Genomic DNA, 20,345 nt, shown 5'->3' with positions numbered 1-20,345 from the left:
GAACCGTCGACCGCCATCTCCAGGGCGACCTCGTCCAACGGCACCGCGGCCCGCGCGGACAGCGGCGGGGCCGGCGGGGGGGGGGCGGGCGCGGCGCCGCCCCCCCCCCCCCCCCCCCCGCCTCGACCTGTCCTGCCTGACCTACGCGCTGTGCGGCGGGGAACCGATCGATCCCGCGGTCGTCGACGACTTCCTGGCCGCCGCCGGCGAGCACGGCTTCCAGCCGGGGGCCTTCATGCCGGCCTACGGGCTCGCCGAGGCCACGGTCGCGGTCACGTTCTCCGCCGTCGGCCGTGGGCCGCGCTACGACACCGTCGACGCGGACGCGCTGGCCGCCGGCACCGCGCGGCCCGTCGCCCCGGCCGACTCGCCCGAGGCGGACCAGCCCGGCGCCGAGGTCCCAGGTCGTGTCGAGTCCGCAGGCCGCGGCGTGCGGGCCCGGCGCCTCGCCCGGCTCGGAGCGCCGATCCCGGGGCTGGCCGTGCGCATCGTCGATCCGGACTCGGGCGTGGTGCTGCCCGCGCGGGCGGTCGGCGAGGTGCAGGTGCAGGGCACCTCGGTGGCGGCCGCCTACCAGGACGACCCGGATTCGGCGGTGCGGCTGGGCGCGCGGGACGGCTGGCTGGAGACCGGCGACCTCGGGTACGCGGTCGACGGCGAGCTCGTCGTCTGCGGGCGCCGCAAGGACGTGATCATCCTGGGTGGTCGCAACATCTACCCCGAGGAGGTGGAGCGCGCCGCCGCGCGGGCCGAGGGCGCCCGTGTCGGGAACATCGTCGCGTTCCACTACGAACGCCCGGGTCATCCCGGCGGCGAGGGGCTGGCCGTCGCCGTCGAGACCAGGTCGGCCGATCACGCGGCGCTGCGGCGCGCCGTCGCGGACGAGGTCCGGTCCGCCCTCGGCGTCACCCCGCACACCGTGGTCGTGCTGGCCCCTGGCTCGGTGCCGAAGACACCGTCCGGCAAGCTCCAGCGGGCCGAGGCACGCCGGCGGTTCGCTCCCTGACGCCGTCCCCGCGCGGACCGACGGGCGGGGACTCCTGTTCACGAAAGGCCTGCCCCCTGATGCCGAACTCGCACCGGCCGACTCCTCCTCGGCGGCCGCGATGACCATGATGCCCGTGGCGCGCCACGAGCCGTACGGCGCGGACGCGGCGACGGCGCGGCGGATGGCCACCCTCGCCGACCGGCTCTACGCGGCCTGGACGGAAGGCGAGCTCGTCCCCCGGGCGAAACTGCTGTCCACCTGCTGCACACCCGACGTGGTCTATGCGAACCCGCTGGGAGAGGCCGTCGGTGTCGCGCGGCTCGCCGAGCTCATCGGCGAGTTCCTGGCGCCCTATCCGGGCCACCGGCCGATCCGCACCAGCGGCGTCGACGTGCACCACCACTGCGCGCGCTGGGAGTGGGGCCTGCGCGACAGCATCGGACAGGTCGTCCTGGTCGGCCTGGACGCCGTCACCTTCACCGACGAACCGAGGCTGGCGACCGTCAGCACCTTCTTCGGGGCACCGCCACGACGGGTCTACTCCGTCGGGTCGACCGCGGTCTGAACACCCGCCTCGGCCCGGGCGGCCCCGGCCACCCCCGTCAGGCAGCACCCTGCCTGGTCGTCACACCAACCATCCATCCCGCGCACCCGACGATCCCACCTCAGGAGGTCACCTTGCCCCGCACCCGCTCGACCCTGCGGTTCGCGGCCATCGGCGCGAGCGGCACCATGGCGGCGTCCTTCCTCGGCGCCGCCGCCGCCGCACCGGCCTCCGCCTCGGCGTCCCTGCCGTCGACCGGCTGCAGCGTCACCGCCTGGCTGCCGACCGGCGGCGCGACGATCTTCGGTAACGGCAGCGTCGTCTGCGACAACTGGTACTCCGGCAACATCACCATCACCAACCAGCTACGGAAGTACGCCAGCGGCAAGTGGACCGACGCCGGCCAGCCGGTGAGCAGGTCCTTCTGGGGCGGCACCGGGGTCGGCGACGGCGCGACCGTCCCCTGCAACTTCGGCGGCCAGACCCAGTTCAAGACCGTGACCACCGCGACCGCGAACGGAGTCACGGCGAAGGACACCTCGCAGGCCGTCTCCTACTCCTGCGGCTGACCGTCCCGGGCGTGCGCCGCCCGGCGTACGCCCGGCAGTCCGCCTCAGACCGTCGACTCGGCCGATTCCGCGAGCGCGGGCTCGGCCGGCTCGCCGCTGTCGCCGGAGATGATGGTGCCGCGGTGTTCTCCCCGGCAGATCGCCGTCATTGCGCCCTGCTGCTCGATGTCGAAGATGTGCAGCGGGATACCGAAGTCCCGAGCCAGAATGAATGCTGACTGGTCCATCACCCGCAGCCCGCGGCTGATTACCTCGTCGTAACTGAGGTGCGAAAAGCGCCGCGCCTCCGGATTGATCTTCGGATCACTGTCGTAGACGCCGTCGACGCCATCCTTCGCCGCGAGCACCGCATCGGCACCAAGCTCCAGCGCACGTTGGACGGCAGGGTAGTCGGTGGTGAGGAAGGGCTGCCCGTTACCGCAGGCAAGAATCACGGTGGCCCCCTTCTCCAGCAGGTGCACCGCGCGCAGCCGGATATAGGGCTCCGCCACCGCGGGAACCGGAACCGCCGTCATCACCCGCAGGTTGTCCTCGCCGAGCGCCGTCAGCTTCCCGCGCAGCAGCAGACTGTTGATGACGGTGCCGAGCATGCCGATGTTGTCGGCCTCCACCCGGTCGATTCCCCACCGGTCGGACTGGTTACCGCGGAAGAGGTTACCGCCGCCGACGACGATCGCCACCTCGACGCCGGACTGCCGGACCGCAATGATTTCCCTGGCCAGATGCTCCAGCGCGTTTGAGTCAAACCCGAATTCCGCGGAGCCGGCGATTGCCCGCCCACTCAGCTTCACGACCACTCGACGGTATTTGGCCACAGTCTCCCGCTTCCCCTTTTCCATCATGCGATCTTAACGTAGTCGGGCGCCTGATAGATCATGAGGCCCGGCGGGTGCTGGGTACACGGTAGAACACTCCGCATCCCGCGCGACACCACGTCCGGTCGGCCACCAAATGCCCCACCTTGGCCACCGCCCGAAGCCGCGCCACCATCAACGCCCGCGCAAGCTGGACCGGGCCCGCGGATGGCAACGGATGGCCGAACGCCGCGAGGAGGAACATCGGCACCGCAACGTGCCCGCGCTGCGCCGTCCGGTTACCGCGGTTTTCGGCGCCCAACCAGGCAGGGCAAATCGGGCAGGAGGAGTGCGCCGACCCGGATGCTGCGCCAGCGGCCGAATCTCTCGGCTCGAAAAAAATCGAACCCTGGCCATCCGATTCGATGGCCAGGGCTCATACCTGCAACAACTGGTCGGGGTGGCGGGATTCGAACCCACGACCTCTTCGTCCCGAACGAAGCGCGCTACCAAGCTGCGCCACACCCCGTCGACCGAGGAGAAGCATACCTGACGGACGGGACGTCGCGGCGGCAGGGGGGTCGATCCGGCCCGGCGGCCGGCACCTCCGTCACCCCCTGGCCGCGGCGGGGCTCGCCACCAGGCTCAGCAACGTCGCCTCCGGCCGGCAGCCCAGCCGGATCGGGGCGTACGGGGACGTACCCAGGCCGGGCGACACGTGCACCCAGGTCGGACCGCCGGCACCCCCGTGGCGGGACAGCCCACGCACCCTGGCCCGGTCCAGGCCGCAGTTGCTCACCAGCGCACCGAGGCCGGGCAGCCGGACCTGGCCGCCGTGGGTGTGGCCGGAAAGCACGAGACCGACGCCGTCGGCGGCGAAGGCGTCGAGCACCCGCGGCTCCGGCGTGTGCGACAGACCGATCGCGACGTCGGTACCGGCTTCCGGTGGCCCGGCCACCAGCGCGGGTCGATCGCGACGCAGCCGAGCGTCATCCACTCCGCGCAGGTCGAGCCGCAGGCCCGCGAGCCCCACGACGGTCCGCGCGTTGGTCAGCTCCGTCCAGCCGCCGTCCACGGCCAGCGCCCGGGCCAGCGCCGGCCAGTCCAGGGGTTCACCGCGGGGATCAGCGGGGGCATCCCGGCGCAGGTACCGGTGCGGGCTGCGTGGGGTCGGCACGAAGTAGTCGTTGTTCCCGGGGACGAAGACGCCGGGAAAGGCGAACAGCGGCTCCAGCGCGGCCAGCAGCGGACCGCGGGCCTCGTTCGCGCACACCACGTCCCCGGTCAGCGCGACGAGGTCCGGCACCAGCCGGGCCAGCTCCGACAGCCAGGCCAGCTTGTCCCGCTGCCCGGCGGTGACGTGCAGATCCGACAGGTGCAGGACGCGCAGCGGCCGCGTCCCGTCGGGCAGCACGGGGACAGGCACCCGGCGCAGCGTGTAGGCCGTGCGCTCGTAGCCCGCGCCATAGGCGATCATGGCTGCGGTGGCCGACGCACCCAGCCCGGCCAGCCTCCGCGCCGTCCTGCGAACCTCACCCACCGCCGTCTCCTCCTGGCACCGCCGTCTCCTCTCCACCGCCTACCGGCTCCACCACCTACCGGCCCGTGCGTGGCACCACCTCCAGGCGGCGCCGCCGCGCCTCTGCGGGCCCCACGGTCTCACTTCGCCGACCTCCCGCCACAGCCACCACCCCGGCGTGGTCGGGCGTGACCAGGTCGCCCATCGGCCCATAGGCTCCTCTGACTATGAGCACCCCCACGGAACGGAGCCCACTGCAGCAGCGGCTCCGGACCGACCTGACCGCGGCGATGAAGTCCCGCGACCAGCTGCGGACCTCGACCCTGCGGCTGGCCCTGGCCGCCGTGAAGGATGCCGAGGTCGCCGGCGACACCGCACGCACCCTCGACGACGCGGAGGTCCTCAAGGTCCTCACGCGCGAGGTGAAGAAGCGCCGGGAGGCAGCGGAGGCCTACGCGGACGCGGGGCGGACGGACTCGGCGGAGCGGGAACGCGCCGAGGGCGAGGTGCTGGGCGCCTACCTGCCCAGCCAGCTCGGAGACGACGAGCTGACCGAGATCATCGATCGGGTGCTCGGCGAGCTCGGTCTGAGCGGGCCGAAGGCGATCGGCCCGGCGATGAGGTCCGTGCAGGCCGCGGTCGCCGGTCGGGCCGAGGGCGGGCGCGTCGCCGCCCTGGTGAAGGCGCGCCTCACCGGCAGCTGAGCCGGCCCACCAGCAGGCCGAGGCGCGGCGGGGCCGCCGGCCGCCCCGCCCGACGGGGCAGGGCTTAGCGGCCCCGGCCCCGGCCCCGGCCGCGGCGACCGCCGGCGGCGGCGTCTGTCGCGGTCGCCCCGCCACCGAGGGCCGCGCCCAGCTGCTCGCGCGGGCTCGTCTGGAAGGTGGTGCCGGGCACCGGCGCCCCGCCGGGTTGCAGGCCCGTGCCCGGCTGCGGTGTCCCGCTGCCCGGCAGCACCGGCACTCCGGTCAGCCCGCCGGAGATCTGGAGCTGCACCTCGGTGTTGAGCGACACCTGGCTGCCCGGGGCCGGCGACATGTTCACCACCGTCCCTGGTGCGAACGGGGCGGGCACCGGCTGCGCCGAGGTGTGGAAGCCGAGCTGGGCGAGAATCTGCTCGGCGACCTGCTGCGGCTGGCCGATGACGTTGGGCACGACCTTCGTCGGCACCTGCGGCTGGGTCAGGTCCTCCGGCGGCAGCGGCGCGACCGGCAGGTTGAGACCGTTGATCGTGCGGGTCATCGCGCGGGCCCAGATCTGCGCCGGGTAGCCGCCGCCGAAGACGTTGCGGCCGAACACGTCGGTCAGCGGGTGCGACTGCGGCCCGCGGGGGTCGGCGAGGGTCACGGCGGTGGCGAGCTGCGGGATGTAGCCCGCGAAGGAGGCCGTGCTGAAGCCCTCGGCGGTTCCCGTCTTGCCCGCTGCCGGCCGGCCGATCTGGGCGTTGCCGCTGGCGGTGCCGTGGTTGATGACGCCCTGCAGGACGGCGCTGACCGTGTCCGCGATCTCGGGGTCGAGCACCTGTTCGCAGGACGCGCCCGCGTTGAACGGCAGGGGCCGGTCGGCGCCGCCGACCCGCTGGGTGATCGCGGACACCGTGCGCGGGTCGCAGCGCCGGCCCCGCGCGGCCAGGGTGGAGTAGGCGGTCGCCAGGTCCATCGTGCTGATCTCGTTGGCGCCGAGGACCGCCGACCCGTCGCGTGAGCCGATGCCGTCGATGTCCTTGCATTCCGGGTCGTCGTTGCCCTGTTCCCGGATGCGGCAGGAGGACACGCCCATCTGCCGGGCGATGTCAGCGGTGCGCCGCACGCCCAGTTTCTCGGCGAGCTGGATGTAGTAGGTGTTGACCGAACCCCAGGTCGCGGTCGTCAGCGAGTAGAAACCGTCCTCGCTCGGATCCGCGTTGCCGAAGCAGTCCTTCGGCGCCGGGTTGTTGAAGACGTTCGAGTGGTAGCAGACCGGCGCGTGCAGCGTCGTGGACAGCGGCAGGCCCGCCTCGAGCGCGGAGATGAGGGTGAACACCTTGAAGGTCGATCCCGGGCTGAAGGAGTTCTCGTCCACCGGGTAGACCTGCTTCGTGTGCGTGAAGTCGGTGGTCTCGCTGGGCGGTTTGCCGTCGTCGCTGGGGCCGTACTGGCGGTTGATCGCCACGGCCAGCACCTGACCGGTACCGGGCTGCATCATCACCACGTTCGCCGCCACCCGGTTACCGACCGGGATGATGTCGCTGGCGGCCGACTGCGCGGCCTGCTCCGCGACCGGGTCGAGCGTCGTCCTGATGGTCAGACCGCCCTCGAACAGCAACCTGCGCGCGTCCTCCTCGGTGGGCGCGAAGGTCCTGTCGCTGAGCAGCTGCTGGCGGACCAGCGCGCAGAAGAACGGCGCGCTGGAGTCGGCGCACGGGTCGGCCGAGGTCGCCGGCCGGTCGAGGACCACCGGGCTGTCGTGCGCGCGGCGGAAGTCCGCCTGGCTGACGTGGTGCAGCTCGAGCATCCGGTCGAGCACCACGTTGCGGCGTTCCTGGGCCGCCTGCGGATGAATCACCGGATTATAGGCGGTCGGATTCTTCACCAGCCCGGCAAGCATCGCCGCCTGCGGCAGGGAGAGCCTGTCGACATCAACGTTGAAGTAGTGCCGGGAGGCCACCTGGATGCCGTAGGCGCCGTCGCCGAAATAGGCGATGTTCAGGTAGCGCTCCAGGATCTCGTCCTTGGTCAGGTGCGCTTCCAGATAGAGCGCGTAGCGCGCCTCGCGCAGCTTGCGCTTCACGGTCTGCTCGGTGGCGGCCTTCTTCTCCGCCGGCGTGGTGGCCGACATCAGCAGAACGTTCTTGACGTACTGCTGGGTCAGGGTGGATCCGCCCTGGGTGACCTCGCCGTTCTCCCGGTTCGTCAGGTACGCGCGGGCGAGGCCCTTGTAGTCCAGCCCGTCGTGTTCGTAGAACCGGGAGTCCTCGATGTCGACGATGGCCTGGCGCATCACCTGCGGTACCCGGCTGAGCGGCACGACCTCGCGGTTCTGTTCACCGGACAGGACGGCGATCTGGTTGCCGCGCGCGTCGAGGATGCGCGACGCCTGGGCGAGCGGGGGCACAGTCAGGTTCGCGGGCAGGTTCATGAAGTCGTCAGCGCCGCCCTTGGCGGTCAGCCCGACCGCGCCGACGACCGGCAGCGCGAGCATGCCGACGAGGACGCCGGCGGCCACGCTGATCAGCCCGGCGCCGACGGCCAGCCGGACCAGCCGGATCGACCGCCGGGCCCGCCCTGGCCGGCCGCCACCCACCAGCCTCCCGGCAACGCCGTCAGACACCCTGCCGCCAGACAGCCGGCCGCCAGACAGCCGGCCGCCGCCCTCGCCAGGAGGCGACCCGGCGCCGCGCGCGGTACCCGCGCCGGGCCCCGGTCGGTAGAGGCTGCCGATCTCGGCGGCGGTCGCGCCGGCCGCCCTGGTCCGCGCTGTGGCGTCCACCGCGACCGCCGGGACCCACTGCGCTGGCGGCGCATCGCGCGCCGGGGGCGGGGGCCCTGGGGGGTTGGGTGAGTTCCGCTGCGCCGCGGCGGAGGACGCGCGGCCAGGCGGCGACGCCGGGCGCCGGCCCTGGGACGACGGCCCCGAGGGGGCCGGGGACCCGGGGGGCGTGGTCATCTACGGACCTCCGTCCAGCCAGGCTGGGACACCAGTCGAAGCATACGGGCCAACATCTGATCAACCGGCCCCAGCCCGAATGGTGCGGCCGGTAGAACTGCGGTTGAACGGTCGTCCAAGCAGGTCGATACCGCCCTGACCTGGGACGGGACAAATCTGGCGGCCGGCTCGCAGACGGCCGGCACAGGCGAGCCCTGGACGAGCGTGACGACCTCCACATCCACCTTGCCGGACGCGTGTCACACCTCCCGCCCGAACGGTCAGGGCTGCCCGACGGCAGTCGCACCGGGGCTCCGATGTCGGCCCAGCGGCGTGACGATGGACGAACTACATCAGTTCGGCGGCGAAACCGGATTGTCACCCAACCGCCACACCGCTGTCACAGACAGCACTACCGCGGCGTTCCGGATCAATGGCCCGGTCTAGTCATTTGGATAACCACCCGTGTGGGGTCTGTGCCGTGGCAACGCCACTCCGTACGGTTTCGGGTCAACGCCACGTCACCACCCGCACGGGCCCCCTGACCCGGACTCGAGAAGAAAGGCAGGTGGCATGACCAGTAGCCCGGCCCCCGCCGTCACCGCGACCCTGCACGCCAACCCGACCCGCCTCGTGGGTTCCACCGTCGACGGCGACTGGACGGCCCACGCCGCCTGCCGCGATCTCGACCCGGATGAGCTTTTCGTTCAGGGCGCCGCCCAGAACCGGGTGAAGACCCGGTGCTTCGGCTGCGTCGTCCGCACCGAGTGCCTCGCCGACGCCCTCGACAACCACGTCGAGTTCGGTGTCTGGGGTGGCATGACCGAACGGGAGCGCCGCGCGCTGCTGCGTCGCCGTCCGGACGTCACGTCCTGGCGCAAGCTGCTCGCCGACGCCCAGGCCGATCACCGATCGGCCTCCGCCGGATAACCCCGCCGGGTACGTCCCAGCCGACCGGCCGGCGCGCTCACCTGACCGCTCCGACGCCGTACTGGGACAGACCCGCCTGATCCGAGCGTGACCGGCGCGGCAGGGATCTCCCGCCCGCGTCCGGCTCCGACCGAGGACAGCGCCGTCCCGGCCCGGATCCCCCAGCTCTCCCTCCGCCGATCGCCCAAGGGCGGATCAGCCCCCTGGCCCGTCGGTCCCCGTGGGCAGGCTCGGCTCAGCCAGCCTGTTCCAGTCGCTCGACCCGAGCCATCGCAGCCCCGATCACGCGCAGGCCGTCGAGGTCGTGCACGTCGCCGGACAGCGCCTCCACCTCCACCAGCGGGGTGTCCGGATGGGCGCTGGTGAACCGCTCCCGCAACCGGGCCTCCCGGCTCGCCAGCCGCACCCGTTCCGCGTGGATACGCAGGACGGCCGCCGCGAGCGGATGCTCCCGATGCTCGTCGAGGTTCTCCGCGGCGGCCAGACTGCGCTCCACCGTGAGCGCCGCGGCGTCACTGTGGTGCATCCGGTTGACCACCAGCCCCGCCAGCGGCATTCCCTCGGCGTCCAGCCGGTCGACGAAGTACGACGCCTCCCGCAGCGCCGCAGCCTCCGGCGTGGCGACCACCACGAACGACGTACCCGGCGCCCCGAGCAGCCGGTAGGTCTCCTCCGCCCGGGCCCGGAAGCCACCGAACATCGTCTCCAGCGCTCCGACGAACTGGCTGAGATCCGTGAGCAACTGCGCGCCGAGCACCTTGGTGATCACCCGGGTGAACATCCCGAGCCCGGCGCCCAGCACCTTCGCGTACGCCCGGCCGCCGGCCTTGGCCGGTGCGAGCAGCACCCGCAGCAGGCGGCCGTCGAGGAAGGTGCCGAGGCGGGTGGGAGCGTCGAGGAAGTCCAACGCCGATCGGGTCGGCGGGGTGTCCACGACGATGAGGTCCCACTCACAGGTCGCGTCGAGCTGACCGAGCTTCTCCATCGCCATGTATTCCTGCGTGCCGGAGAAGGAGGAGGACATCGACTGGTAGAAGGGATTGTCGAGCAGCGCCTGTGCCCGCTCGGGGGTGCTGTGGGTCAGGACGATCTCGTCGAACGTCCGCTTCATGTCCAGCATCATCGCGTCGAGGCGCCCGCCGCCCGTGCTGTCGACCCCGGCGACCTCCCGCGGGATGTTGTCGAGCGCGGTCAGGCCCAGCGCCTGGGCCAGCCGGCGCGCCGGGTCGATGGTCAGCACGACGACGGAACGGCCGCGTTCGGCCGCCCGCAGCGCCAGCGCCGCCGCCGTGGTCGTCTTGCCCACCCCGCCGGAGCCGCAGCACACCACGATGCGCTCGGTGTCGAGCATCTGGTCCACGTCGAGCAGCGGCACACCGGCCGGATGCGGGCGGACCGGGTGGCTCGCGCCCCGGCCGGGGACGGCGCCGTCCCCGCCGCCCGGCGAGGAGTCGGACTCGGACCTGCCGGGCGAACGGCGGCTGCCACCCGCGCCGGACTTCGCCTTCGCGCCGGTCGCCGCACGACGCCCGCCCGCCTTCGCCATCGTCCCCTTGGGCGACGGTGCCTTCGGCCCTGGTGCGTCGGCCGGGGCGGGCGGCTGTTCGTCGTCGGGTGTCGGGGTCACCGGGTCAGCCAACCATCTGCTGGTCGCGCAGCAGCTCGGCGAAACGGTAGATGGTGCCGAGGTCGACTCCGTCCGCCATCAGCGGCATCTCGTAGACGGGTCGGCCGAGCGCGGCGATCTCCGCCCGCTCGGTCCGTTCCAACGCGACCCGGTCGGCGTGCTGCGCCGCCTCCCACGACAACGCCTCGACCAGCGCCGGCGTCGGTTCCAGGCCCGCCTCCTTGATCCCGGCGGCAATCTCCTCCGGGTCCAGCTCGCCGCGGCGGGCCAGCCGCAGCTCCCGGATCTTCAGCAGCGGCGGGCGGGCCATGTTGACGATCACACCGCCAAGCGGTAGCCCGGCCCGGCCGAGTTCGGCGACGCCGTCCACGGTCTCCTGGACGGGCATCTCCTCCAGCAGCGTGACCAGGTGCACCGCCGCGCGCTCGGGCCGCAGCACCGCCATCACGCTGTCGGCCTGCGCCCGGATCGGCCCCACCTTCGCGAGCCCCGCCACCTCGGCGGTCACGTTGAGGAAGCGGGTGATACGGCCGGTCGGCGGAGCGTCCAGCACAACCGCGTCGTAGGCCAGCCCGCCGGGGCGGGTGCCGTCGGGCCGGTTGACGGCCTCCTTGACCTTGCCGGTCAGGAGCACGTCGCGTACGCCGGGGGCGACCGTCGTAGCGAAGTCGACGGCGCCGATGCGACCGAGGGCCCGCCCGGCCCGGCGCAGGTTGTAGAACATTTCCAGGTATTCCAGCAGGGCTTCGTCCGCGTCGATGGCGAGGCCGAACACCTCGCCGCCGCCGGGCGCGCTGGCGACCTTGCGCTCCTGGTAGGGCAGGGGCGGCGTGTCGAAGAGCTGGGCGATCTGCTGGCGGCCCTCGACCTCGGTGAGCAGGACACGGCGGCCGCCGGTGGCGAGCGCGACCGCGAGCGCGCCGGCGATCGTCGTCTTACCCGTGCCGCCCTTGCCGGTGACGATGTGCAGCCGTCGGTCCCATGGGCCGTCGGCCTCGGGTCCGCCAGGAGCGCTGTCGTCGGTCACGGTGCGTCTGCCGCTCACATCCTCGACCGTACCCGCGTGGCCCGTCGGCGCCACGCTGGACGGCACACGCTGGACGGCACACGCTGGACGGCAAGGGTGCCCACAGTCATGGGACCCCGTCCGCGACGGCACGGTGCCCCAGCGTGGGCGAGCTGTCCGGGGCCTGCCGGCAGTGGTCTAAGGTCCGGTGTCATGCAGACGAAGTGGGAGTACTTCACGGCTCCGTTGCTGATCCACAACACCAAGCAGATCCTCGACACGTTCGGCGAGGACGGCTGGGAGCTGGTTCAGGTCATTCCCGCGCCCACCAACCCCGAGGGGCTCGTGGCCTACTTCAAGCGTCCCAAGGCGCAGTCCTGAGATGGCCGGCCCGAGTCAGCGGCTGACCGAGCTGGGGCTGACGCTGCCGCCGGTCGCGAGCCCCGCCGGCGCCTACCTGCCCGCCGTGCGCGACGGCGAGCTTGTCTGGTCGGCCGGACAGCTCCCGCTGGTGGACGGCCGCCTGCTCGAGACCGGGCTGGTCGGCGACGCGGTCACCGCCGAGCGGGCCGCCACGCTGGCCCGCGTGGCCGCGCTCAACGCGTTGGCGGCGGTCGCCGCGCAGGCGCCCGGCGGCCTGGACGGCGTGCTCCGGATCGTGAAGGTGGTCGGGTTCGTCGCGAGCGCGCCCGGGTTCACCGCGCAGCCCGGGGTCGTCAACGGCGCCAGTGAGCTGTTCGTCGAGGTCTTCGGCGACGCCGGCCGGCACGCCCGCTCCGCCGTGGGTGTGGCCGCGCTGCCGCTGGGCGCGCCGGTGGAGATCGAGATCGTGGTCCGGGTCGCCGCGGGCTGAGCGGCCGGCCGACACCGGCCGTCGTCACTACCGGCAGCCCGCGGCGGTGTCTGTCCCCTAGCATCGGGGCCATGGCCGACCACAGGGCTGGACCTGCCGAGCACCGAGCCACGCTGTCCGCCCGCCCGCGGCACCCGATGGCCCTGGTCGGCCGCGCCGGCGCCGACGCCGGCGGCAGCGGCAGCGACCGGGCGCCCGATGCGCCCCGGCCCACGGCCGTGCGCGACGCGGCCACGGTCGTGCTGCTGCGCGACGCGCCCGGCGGGCGCGGTGTCGAGGCGTACCTGTTGCGGCGGGCCGCGGGCATGGACTTCGCCGGCGGGATGTACGCCTTCCCCGGCGGCCGGGTGGATCCGACCGATCTGGGGCCGGACCTGCCCTGGGCCGGCCCGCCGGCCGACGACGCGCTGCGTGTCCTGGCCGCCGACCCCGCGCTGGCGCAGGCGCTGGTGTGCGCGGCGGTCCGCGAGACGTTCGAGGAGTGCGGGGTCCTGCTGGCCGGGCCGGCGACGTACCCCGCCGGAGCGGGCGGCCAGGACGTTCCGGACGGTCGGGACGAGCCCGGTGCGCGGTTGCGCGAACTGGCGGTGCGCGTCGCCGCCCGGGTCGCGCTGGAGAGCCACGAGCTCGCGCTGAGCGACCTGCTCCGGGAACACGGCCTGGCCCTGCGCGGCGACCTGCTCGCGCCATGGGCCCGCTGGATCACCCCGGAGATCGAACCGCGCCGGTACGACGCCCGGTTCTTCGTCGCGGCGCTGCCGGCCGGGCAGACCCCGGGTCAGCCGAACCGGGAGGCCTCCTCGATGGAGTGGATCCGGCCAGCCCACGCGCTCGAACGCCATGACGCGGGCACGATGCAGATGCTGCGGCCGACCGCCTTCACGCTCGCCGAGCTCAGTGAGCACGACGACGTCGCGTCGGTGCTGGCGGCCGCGCACGGGCGTGACCTGTCGCCGATCATCCCGAGGATCATGATTAGTGGGGACGAGGCGCACCGGCTGCTGCCGCACGACGAGGCGTACGAGAACCCGACCGGCGCGGGCGCCGCGCCCGCCGACGAGCCCGCGTAGCCCGCGATGACGACGCCGCGGCAGGTCACCGCGCTGGCCGCCGTCCTGCTGGCGCCGAACCCGGGACCGATGACCCTGGAGGGTACGAACACCTGGCTGCTGCGCGCCCCCGGCGAGCCCGGCTGCATCGTGGTGGATCCCGGCCCGGACGACCCGGGACATCTCGCCGCCACCGCGGCCGCCGGACCGGTCGAGCTGATCCTGCTCACCCACGGCCATCCCGATCACAGCGCGGGCGCCGCCAGCCTGCACCAGCTCACCGGCGCCCCGGTGCGCGCCCTGGACCCGGCGCACCGTCTCGGCTCGGCGGGACTCGCCGCCGGCGACGTGCTCGCGCTGCTCGGCGTGGAACTGCGGGTCCTGCCCACTCCCGGGCACACGTCGGACTCGCTGTCGTTCCTGCTGGCCGGGGACGAACGGGACGCGACGGCCGGGGTGGGCACGGGACCCGCGGTGCTGACCGGAGACACCGTCCTCGGTCGGGGCACCACCGTCGTCGCCCATCCGGACGGCCGGCTCGCGGACTACCTCGACAGCCTCCGGCTGTTGCGGGAGCTCGGCGAGACCACGGTCCTGCCGGGACACGGGCCGGAGCTGCCGGCCGCCGGCGCCGCCGCGCAGCTCTACCTCGAGCATCGGGCGGCCCGCCTGGCGCAGGTTCGCGACGCCCTCTCCGAGCTGGGGACGACCGCCGCCGCTGCGGATCCCGCGGAGGTGGTCCGCCGGGTGTACGCGGAGGTCGACCGGGCCCTGTGGCCGGCGGCCGAACTCTCCGTGCGGGCCCAGTTGGACTACCTGGCCACCCAGCCGGACATGCCCTGAAAGGGCCAGGCACTTTGTGCTGGCTGCCACCGTCGGCATACCTCGCGGGGACCGGATCCGGCCGGACACCCGCCGGCCAGCTCGGCATCGCGCCGCCCCAGCAACACCCCGCGCCCACGGCCAGCGGGCCTGTGACCTGCGCTGCCAGCCGCGATGGCGGCTGCTGCCGGGCAGTGCCCGATCGTGCCTGCCGGAGTCACCTTGGCGGCCTCCCCCACCGTCCGATACCACCCGTGGCGCCGCCCGGGCCGCGGTCGGTCATCCGACTTCACAGCAGCCGGGAAACGAGACCCAGGCCACTAAGCTCGAGCGTGGAGGGAACCGCTCGTGTGCAGGAAGACGACTTCGACCAGCCGGAGACAGCGTGACCGGACCGGGCCGGCTCTCGGCCCGCCGACGGCTCCGGCACCGTCCCCTACCCCGGGAGGCCCGCGTATGAGGGTGCCCGCGAGACTCACACCGACCAGGCCGCGGCCATGGTGATCACGGCGCCGCAGACCGGCCCGCTGAACTGTCCCCGCTGCGGCTCCGCAGCCGTTCCCGGCGGTCGGTTCTGCTATCACTGCGGCCTGGAGTTCAGCTCCGCCGAGGCGTCGGCGTCCGACGTGCCGGAGCGCCGCGTCGTCACCGTGTTGTTCGGTGACCTGTCCGACTTCACCGGCTGGGCCGACGACCGTGATCCCGAGCGCGTCGGCGAGATGACCGACCGGGTGCTCGCCGCGCTCGCCCGCGAGATCGAGGAGGTCGGCGGTCGCGTCGACAACCTCACCGGCGACGGCATCATGGCGGTGTTCGGCGCGCCGACCGCCCACGAGGACGACCCGGAGCGCGCCGTGCGCGCCGCCGCCGCCATGCAGGAGACCGTCCGCCGGCTGGTCCACGAGACCGCGGGCGACAGCGCCGAGGGGCGCCTGGGCCTGCGCGTCGGGATCAACACCGGCGAGGTCCTCGCCGGTGTCCAGGCGGCGCTGTCCTACACCGTCATCGGCGACACGGTGAACACCGCGGCCAGGCTGTCGGCCGCCGCCTCGATCGGCACGGTGTACGCCGGTCGGGACACCGTCCTCGCGACCAGGACGGTGGCGAGCTGGCGGGAGCTGGCCGATCTCTCGCTGAAGGGCAAGCGGGAACCGGTGCCCGCCTACGAGCTGATCAGCCTGCGACCGTCCAACGTCGCCCGGCCCGGCCTGGCCGACGACGCGCCGTTCCTCGGCCGCGACGCGGAGCTGGCCACGCTGCGGGCGCTGTTCGACGAGGTCGTGACCAGGCGGGCGCCCCAGGTCGCGCTGCTCGTCGGCGAGGCGGGCATCGGCAAGACCCGCCTCGCCAGCGAGCTCGCCGACCAGGCGGTGCGGGTGCCGGACGCGGTGGTGCTCTGGGGCCGCACGGTCCGCCACGGCGACGGCCGCGGCCTCGCCCCGCTCGTCGACGTGGTCCGCAACGCCTGCCGGATCACCGACGGCGACTCGCTGGACCGGGTGGCCGACCGGGTCCGGGGCACCGTGGCGAAGCTGGCCCATCCGCAGACCGGCGCGCGGCTGCCCGCCGGCATCGCGGACCGGCTGCTGGCCCTGCTCGGGGTGCCGATCGACCGACGTTCCGCCGGCATTGCCGCCGCCGCCCCGGGTGACCCGGCGGCCCGCGCCTCGCACGTGGAGGAGGCCGAGCAGCGCGCCATCGAGGCGACCGTGGGGTCGGTCGCGCTGCTGCTGAGCGCGATGGCACGGGACAACCCCGTCCTGGTGGTGATCGATGACCTGGAATGGGCCACCAGCCAGCTCAGCGACGCGATGAACAGGTTGGCGTCGCTGCTGTCCGGGCCGGTGCTGCTCGTGCTGCTCGACCGGGCCGGCCCCCGGCTGACCCGCCTGCCCAACGTGCACCGCATCGATCTGCAGCCGCTGGGCATCGAGGCGTCCGGCCTGCTGCTGCAGAGCCACCTGCGCGGCCGGACCCTGGAACCGAGCACCCGAACCGACCTGCTCGCCCGGGTGCACGGCAACCCGTTCTTTCTCGTCGAGCTGCTCAACCTGCTCATCGACCGCCGGTTGCTGCACCCGACCCGCGGGGACGGCGACGGCGAGCACGCGGAACTGGTGCTCGACGGGGCACTGGCCGACACCCCGCTGCCCGCTGGCGTCCAGTCCGTGCTCGCCGCCCGCATCGACGATCTCGACCCGGCCGCCAAGGCGGTGCTGCGGGCCGCCGCCATACTCGGCCGGCGCTTCCCGGCGGAGGCGCTGCCGATGGTCGACGAGCGGCCCGCCGACGAGGTGACCCGGGCGCTGGACGTGCTGACCGAGCGCCAGCTCGTCCGTCCACCGCGGGCGAGCGAGACCCGCTGGCGCTTCGTGCATCCGATGGCCCGCGACGTCGCCTACGCCGGGCTGCCAAAGGTGGAGCGGGCCCGCCGGCATGCCACCGCGGCGCGCTGGGGCGTCACGGCGATGATCGGCTCCTCGCGGTCCGTGTCGACGTTCGTGGCCAACCATGCCCTGCGGGCGTACGACCTGGCCGCGTCGATGAGCCTGCCGCCGGGAGATCCGGCGTGGGCGTCGCGGATGTCCGGTTTCCATGCGCATGTCCGGCTGGGCCGCGCCGCGCTGGCCCGGGACGACCACCGGGCCGCGGCCGAACTGCTCGGCCACGCGCGCCGGCTGGGCCGCGGCGTGATCGACGACCGGGAGGACAACGTCGTCCGGGTCCTGCACGCCGAGGCGCTCGTCGCGCTGCGCCAGCTCGACGAGGCCGAGCGCACGCTGCGCCCGGCGCTGCGCTCGGACACCCCGGCGCGGCGCGCCGCCGCCTTTTCCGTGCTCGGCGAGCTGCGGCAGAAGCAGGGCCGGCCGGAGGAGGCGGCGCAGTGCCTGCTCACCGCGCTGGAATCGGCCAGCAAGGCCGGGGACGACCGGGCGACGGCCGCAGCGCTGCGCCGGCTCGGCATGCTGGAGTACAACGCCGGGCGGATCAGCGCCGCCGAGGACCGCTACCGCGAGGCGCTGACGATCGCGCGTCAGGTCGACGACCCGCGCGGCGTCGGCTGGGCACTGCAGCATCTGGCCTGGAGCGCCACCACCCGCGGGGACTACCCGCAGGCCGAGCGAAGGCTGCGCGAGGCCTCCGCGGTCTTCGAGCGGCTGGAGGACACCGGCGGGCTGGGCTGGTGCCGCGGCACCGAGGGGCTGGTGCTGCTGCTGTCCGGCCAGCTCACCCGCGCCCGCAAGCTCACCCGCGAGCTGATCGAACTCGCCGGTTCGGTGGGTGAGCAGTGGGGCATGGCGGTCTGCCTGACGATCGACGCGATCGCCGCGGCGGAGCTGGGTGACATCGCCACGGCCGAGTCCCACAGTCAGCGAGCCACCGAGCTGTTCGAGGCATCCGGGGACACCTGGGGATCGGTCCTGGTGCTCGTCGCCCGCGGGCTTGCCGCCCGCGGCGCCGGGCAACCGGCCCGCGGGGCCCGCTATCTGGCCGAGGCCTGTGAGCAGGCGGCGAGTCGCGGTCACGTCGTGGTGGGTGCGCTGGCCCAGGTGCTGCTCGGGCTCACCCTGCTCGATGCCGACGAGGTCGACCGGGCCGCCGAGGCCGCCGAGATCGCGCTCAGCGATCTGGAGCACCTGGAACTTCGCCCACACGCCCAGCTCGGGGCGAAGGTGCTGGTCGCGCAGATCGCGCGGGCCCGCGGCCGGCTCGATGACGCCGGGGACCTGCTGCGGGAGGCGCTGTCCGCGAGCGAACCGGCGACGTTGATGTTCCCCCGTCGGCAGGCCTACGCGCACCTGGCCGGCATCCTGCTGGACGCCGGCCAGCCGGCCGAGGCGCTGGAGGTCGCCCGGCGCGCCGTCGCGGTCGACGCTGAGGATGTCCGCGCCCAGGTGCTGGGCTGGCGGGCGCTCGGCACGGCGCTGGTGGCCTGCGGCGATCTCGAGGGCGGTCGGCGGGCCTACCTGCGGGCGCTGGCCGCGGCGACCGCCACCGACGCCGTCAGCGAGGCGCCGCAGACCCGCCGGCTGCTCGCCGGTCTGCCGCCCAGCGGCGGTGCGGCGACGTCCGGTACGCCCGCGGGCGACGACGACGGGCCAGCCGACGGCGGCGCGGCCGCGCCGCACCGACCGGCCGCGACGGAGGAGCTGGATCAATCACGGCAGGTCGGCAGCGGCGGCGTGGGCGCGGACGCCCCGCACGGGACGGGGACCGCCGAAACAGCGAGCACGACACGGGGGTTCGCAGGCGCGGCCGGGTGACCGTCAGCCGTCAGAACCCACGGCGACCGCCCCCGCCCGACTATCCCCACCAGCCCGGCTCTCTCCAGCGGGAGGGTCGGGCCCGGCCGCGCTACCGGACGCCGGAACCGCCAGAGCAACCGGTCGCGCCGATGAGGCCCTGGCGGCCAGCGCCGGAGTCGAGAGCGCCACCGAACCGCCAAGATCCCCAGGAAAGCGCCTAGCGGGCCCGGCGGGACAGGCGTTCTCGGTCGAGCAGCACCACGGCGCGGGAGTCCAGTCGCAGCCAGCCGCGGGTGGCGAAGTCGGCGAGCGCCTTGTTCACCGTCTCCCGGGAGGCGCCGACGAGCTGGGCCAGCTCCTCCTGGGTCAGGCCGTGTTCGACCCGGACACCGGCGGCCTCGTTTCCGGGCTGCGCCGGCTCACCGAAGCGTTCCGCGAGGTCGAGCAGCGCCTTGGCCACCCGGCCGGGAACATCGGTGAACACCATGTCCGCGACGTTGTCGTTGGTGCGACGCAGGCGGCGGGCCAGCACCCGCAGCAGCATCGCGCCCGCCTCGGGGCGGGAACGCAGCCATGGGCGCAGTGCGGTGTGTTCGAGTGACAACAGTGAGGCGTCGGTGACGGCGGTGGCTGTGGCCGTACGTGGGCCGGGGTCGAACAAGGAAAGCTCGCCAAACAGGTCACCGGGACCCATGACGGACAGCAGGTTCTCCCGCCCGTCGGCAGACTGACGCCCTATCTTCACCTTTCCGGACAGGACCACGAAGACCCGATCACCGACGTCTCCCTCTCGGAACAGCACGTCACCACGAGTGACATCCTGCCGATCAAGGTGGTCGGAGAGGGCCAGCCGGTCCTGCTCGGACAGCCCCACGAACAGCGGTACGCGGGCAAGCAGATCCTCCACGGTCCTGAGCATGCCAGGAGTGAGGGTGGAGGGCACGAGCAGGGACCCCTACACCTCAAATTACCCCGCCGACATACACACGCTGCAACCGACCATGCACCTATTGTCAAGCTCGTCGGCTGATCAGGCACTTTTGGATGACACGTCCGGGTGTTTCCTGCCCGGTTCGGGACACCCGGCCCGGGGAGACGAGCGCGCCGCCGCCCGGACGGGCCGGGTCCCGACAGGTCGATCGTCCCAAGCGGCCCCGGCCCGATCGTCCCCCGCCGCCATCGGACGGTCCGACTGGCCACAGGCAGGACGATCCGCCGCGCGGGCGGTGCGGCCCGGACGGCCATGGACCTCCCGTACCGCCGGAAGGGGGTCCGCGGACAGGGTCCGAGCTGGCCGCGGCAGCGTCGGCGACACCGAGGGCACATCTGGAAGCGAGGTCACTCGATGCCCATCCGGGCCTGGCCCGATTAGCCCGGTATGTCGCGATCCATGTGATATGGCAAGGGAGGCCGCCCGTCGGACCCGCACGCCGGTCAGACCGCCTGACAACTCAGACCGCCTGACAACTCAGACCGCGTGACAACTCAGACCGCCCGACAACTCAGACCGCCCGATGCTTGCCGGGTGGCGGTCGGCGTAGCCGGCGCCGGTATCGCTCCAGCGCCGCCGGCAGACCCTGGTTGGCCAGAGTGTCGACCTCGTCCGGCTGAGCGTTGTCCAGGAAGCCCTCGAGTCCCTTGCCGGTGTCGGCGGCGTTCAACGGACGTTCCACCCGTTCCATCGCCAGCAGAAGACCGAGAAGCAGGAGAGGAAAGCAGACCGCTGCAATGGCAAACATGACCCCCCCATGGTCGCTGACGATCGGCCGCGGGCCG

At 73.3% G+C, this 20,345-nt stretch carries 17 protein-coding genes and 1 tRNA gene; 10 read left to right on the top strand and 8 right to left on the bottom strand.

All coding sequences use genetic code 11. The features are described 5' to 3' along the window. From MXD60_RS11360 to MXD60_RS11350, 3 genes are all read left to right on the top strand, one after another. Positions 1–1,006: AMP-binding protein (locus MXD60_RS11360; protein WP_248818983.1), on the top strand; the 1,006-nt coding region annotated here is incomplete at its 5' end. A gap of 100 nt (positions 1,007–1,106) precedes the next feature. Next, the gene (locus tag MXD60_RS11355) at positions 1,107–1,553 is read left to right on the top strand and encodes a nuclear transport factor 2 family protein (protein ID WP_248818982.1); all 447 of its coding nucleotides are present in this window, start codon (positions 1,107–1,109) and stop codon (positions 1,551–1,553) included. 113 nt (positions 1,554–1,666) lie between these two features. Next, a complete protein-coding gene (locus MXD60_RS11350) occupies positions 1,667–2,101 on the top strand; it encodes a hypothetical protein (RefSeq protein WP_248818981.1) in 435 nt (144 codons plus the stop codon). 44 nt (positions 2,102–2,145) lie between these two features. Here the strand turns inward: MXD60_RS11350 and pyrH are convergent, their stop codons facing one another. The 3 genes from pyrH to MXD60_RS11335 all read right to left on the bottom strand — a co-directional run bounded on the left by pyrH (position 2,146) and on the right by MXD60_RS11335 (position 4,372). Further along, positions 2,146–2,943, bottom strand: a complete 798-nt coding sequence (gene pyrH / locus MXD60_RS11345) for a UMP kinase (protein ID WP_248818980.1) — start codon at positions 2,941–2,943, stop codon at positions 2,146–2,148. Between the two features lie 404 nt (positions 2,944–3,347). Further along, positions 3,348–3,424, bottom strand: a tRNA-Pro gene (locus MXD60_RS11340). 81 nt (positions 3,425–3,505) lie between these two features. Further along, complete coding sequence (locus MXD60_RS11335) at positions 3,506–4,372, bottom strand: metallophosphoesterase (RefSeq protein WP_248818989.1); 867 nt, start codon at positions 4,370–4,372, stop codon at positions 3,506–3,508. Positions 4,373–4,641: 269 nt separating this feature from the next. On the opposite strand from MXD60_RS11335, the gene MXD60_RS11330 reads away from it, so the two are divergent. Then, positions 4,642–5,118: a GatB/YqeY domain-containing protein gene (locus MXD60_RS11330; protein ID WP_248818979.1), complete on the top strand. Its 477-nt coding sequence runs from the start codon at positions 4,642–4,644 to the stop codon at positions 5,116–5,118. A gap of 64 nt (positions 5,119–5,182) precedes the next feature. Here MXD60_RS11330 and MXD60_RS11325 read toward each other — a convergent pair whose 3' ends face one another. Next, entirely contained in the window at positions 5,183–7,591 is a 2,409-nt protein-coding gene (locus tag MXD60_RS11325; protein WP_248818988.1) for a penicillin-binding protein, read from the bottom strand. Positions 7,592–8,608: 1,017 nt separating this feature from the next. Between MXD60_RS11325 and MXD60_RS11320 the strand changes: the two genes are divergently transcribed. After that, positions 8,609–8,965 carry a WhiB family transcriptional regulator gene (locus MXD60_RS11320; protein WP_248818978.1) on the top strand — a complete coding sequence of 119 codons (357 nt, stop codon included), beginning with the start codon at positions 8,609–8,611 and terminating at the stop codon, positions 8,963–8,965. Positions 8,966–9,200: 235 nt separating this feature from the next. On the opposite strand, the gene bagB is transcribed toward MXD60_RS11320, so the two are convergent. Together bagB and bagA are read right to left on the bottom strand one after the other, a co-directional pair. Beyond that, complete coding sequence (gene bagB / locus MXD60_RS11315; protein ID WP_248818987.1) at positions 9,201–10,511, bottom strand: ArsA family ATPase; 1,311 nt, start codon at positions 10,509–10,511, stop codon at positions 9,201–9,203. A gap of 85 nt (positions 10,512–10,596) precedes the next feature. After that, positions 10,597–11,673 (bottom strand): ATPase BagA, encoded by a 1,077-nt coding sequence (gene bagA, locus MXD60_RS11310; RefSeq protein WP_518467754.1) that lies wholly within the window; start codon positions 11,671–11,673, stop codon positions 10,597–10,599. Positions 11,674–11,811: 138 nt separating this feature from the next. Between bagA and sp36 the strand changes: the two genes are divergently transcribed. From sp36 to MXD60_RS11285, 5 genes are all read left to right on the top strand, one after another. Beyond that, on the top strand, positions 11,812–11,979 hold the full coding sequence (sp36, locus tag MXD60_RS11305; protein ID WP_248818976.1) for a Sp36 family protein: 168 nt from the start codon (positions 11,812–11,814) through the stop codon (positions 11,977–11,979). Between the two features lies 1 nt (position 11,980). After that, positions 11,981–12,451 carry a RidA family protein gene (locus tag MXD60_RS11300; RefSeq protein ID WP_248818975.1) on the top strand — a complete coding sequence of 157 codons (471 nt, stop codon included), beginning with the start codon at positions 11,981–11,983 and terminating at the stop codon, positions 12,449–12,451. Positions 12,452–12,522: 71 nt separating this feature from the next. Continuing rightward, a complete protein-coding gene (locus tag MXD60_RS11295) occupies positions 12,523–13,521 on the top strand; it encodes an NUDIX hydrolase (protein WP_248818974.1) in 999 nt (332 codons plus the stop codon). Between the two features lie 6 nt (positions 13,522–13,527). Further along, positions 13,528–14,343, top strand: coding sequence for an MBL fold metallo-hydrolase (locus tag MXD60_RS11290; RefSeq protein ID WP_248818973.1), 816 nt, complete (start codon positions 13,528–13,530; stop codon positions 14,341–14,343). Positions 14,344–14,819: 476 nt separating this feature from the next. After that, on the top strand, positions 14,820–18,587 hold the full coding sequence (locus MXD60_RS11285) for a tetratricopeptide repeat protein (protein WP_248818972.1): 3,768 nt from the start codon (positions 14,820–14,822) through the stop codon (positions 18,585–18,587). A 199-nt stretch (positions 18,588–18,786) separates the two neighbouring features. Here the strand turns inward: MXD60_RS11285 and MXD60_RS11280 are convergent, their stop codons facing one another. Both MXD60_RS11280 and MXD60_RS11275 read right to left on the bottom strand, forming a co-directional pair. Further along, entirely contained in the window at positions 18,787–19,512 is a 726-nt protein-coding gene (locus MXD60_RS11280; protein ID WP_518467750.1) for a Crp/Fnr family transcriptional regulator, read from the bottom strand. Positions 19,513–20,071: 559 nt separating this feature from the next. Beyond that, entirely contained in the window at positions 20,072–20,308 is a 237-nt protein-coding gene (locus MXD60_RS11275) for a hypothetical protein (protein ID WP_248818971.1), read from the bottom strand. Positions 20,309–20,345 lie beyond the last annotated feature (37 nt).

The organism is Frankia sp. AgB32 (assembly GCF_023243045.1).
In the GTDB taxonomy this organism is placed as follows: domain Bacteria; phylum Actinomycetota; class Actinomycetes; order Frankiales; family Frankiaceae; genus Frankia.
The sequence above is the reverse complement of the archived record's forward strand: the minus strand, read 5'-3'. Positions and strand labels throughout refer to the sequence as shown.

Bases quoted from the DNA above. Each gene is read 5' to 3' on its own strand.
- MXD60_RS11325 (WP_248818988.1), bottom strand. From the start codon at position 7,591: ATGCTCGCGCTGCCGGTCGTCGGCGCGGTCGGGCTGACCGCCAAGGGC.
- MXD60_RS11355 (WP_248818982.1), top strand. From the start codon at position 1,107: ATGACCATGATGCCCGTGGCGCGCCACGAGCCGTACGGCGCGGACGCG.
- MXD60_RS11330 (WP_248818979.1), top strand. From the start codon at position 4,642: ATGAGCACCCCCACGGAACGGAGCCCACTGCAGCAGCGGCTCCGGACC.
- MXD60_RS11285 (WP_248818972.1), top strand. From the start codon at position 14,820: ATGGTGATCACGGCGCCGCAGACCGGCCCGCTGAACTGTCCCCGCTGC.
- bagB (WP_248818987.1), bottom strand. From the start codon at position 10,511: ATGGCGAAGGCGGGCGGGCGTCGTGCGGCGACCGGCGCGAAGGCGAAG.
- MXD60_RS11335 (WP_248818989.1), bottom strand. From the start codon at position 4,372: ATGATCGCCTATGGCGCGGGCTACGAGCGCACGGCCTACACGCTGCGC.
- MXD60_RS11320 (WP_248818978.1), top strand. From the start codon at position 8,609: ATGACCAGTAGCCCGGCCCCCGCCGTCACCGCGACCCTGCACGCCAAC.
- sp36 (WP_248818976.1), top strand. From the start codon at position 11,812: ATGCAGACGAAGTGGGAGTACTTCACGGCTCCGTTGCTGATCCACAAC.
- pyrH (WP_248818980.1), bottom strand. From the start codon at position 2,943: ATGATGGAAAAGGGGAAGCGGGAGACTGTGGCCAAATACCGTCGAGTG.
- MXD60_RS11295 (WP_248818974.1), top strand. From the start codon at position 12,523: ATGGCCGACCACAGGGCTGGACCTGCCGAGCACCGAGCCACGCTGTCC.
- MXD60_RS11290 (WP_248818973.1), top strand. From the start codon at position 13,528: ATGACGACGCCGCGGCAGGTCACCGCGCTGGCCGCCGTCCTGCTGGCG.
- MXD60_RS11300 (WP_248818975.1), top strand. From the start codon at position 11,981: ATGGCCGGCCCGAGTCAGCGGCTGACCGAGCTGGGGCTGACGCTGCCG.
- MXD60_RS11275 (WP_248818971.1), bottom strand. From the start codon at position 20,308: ATGTTTGCCATTGCAGCGGTCTGCTTTCCTCTCCTGCTTCTCGGTCTT.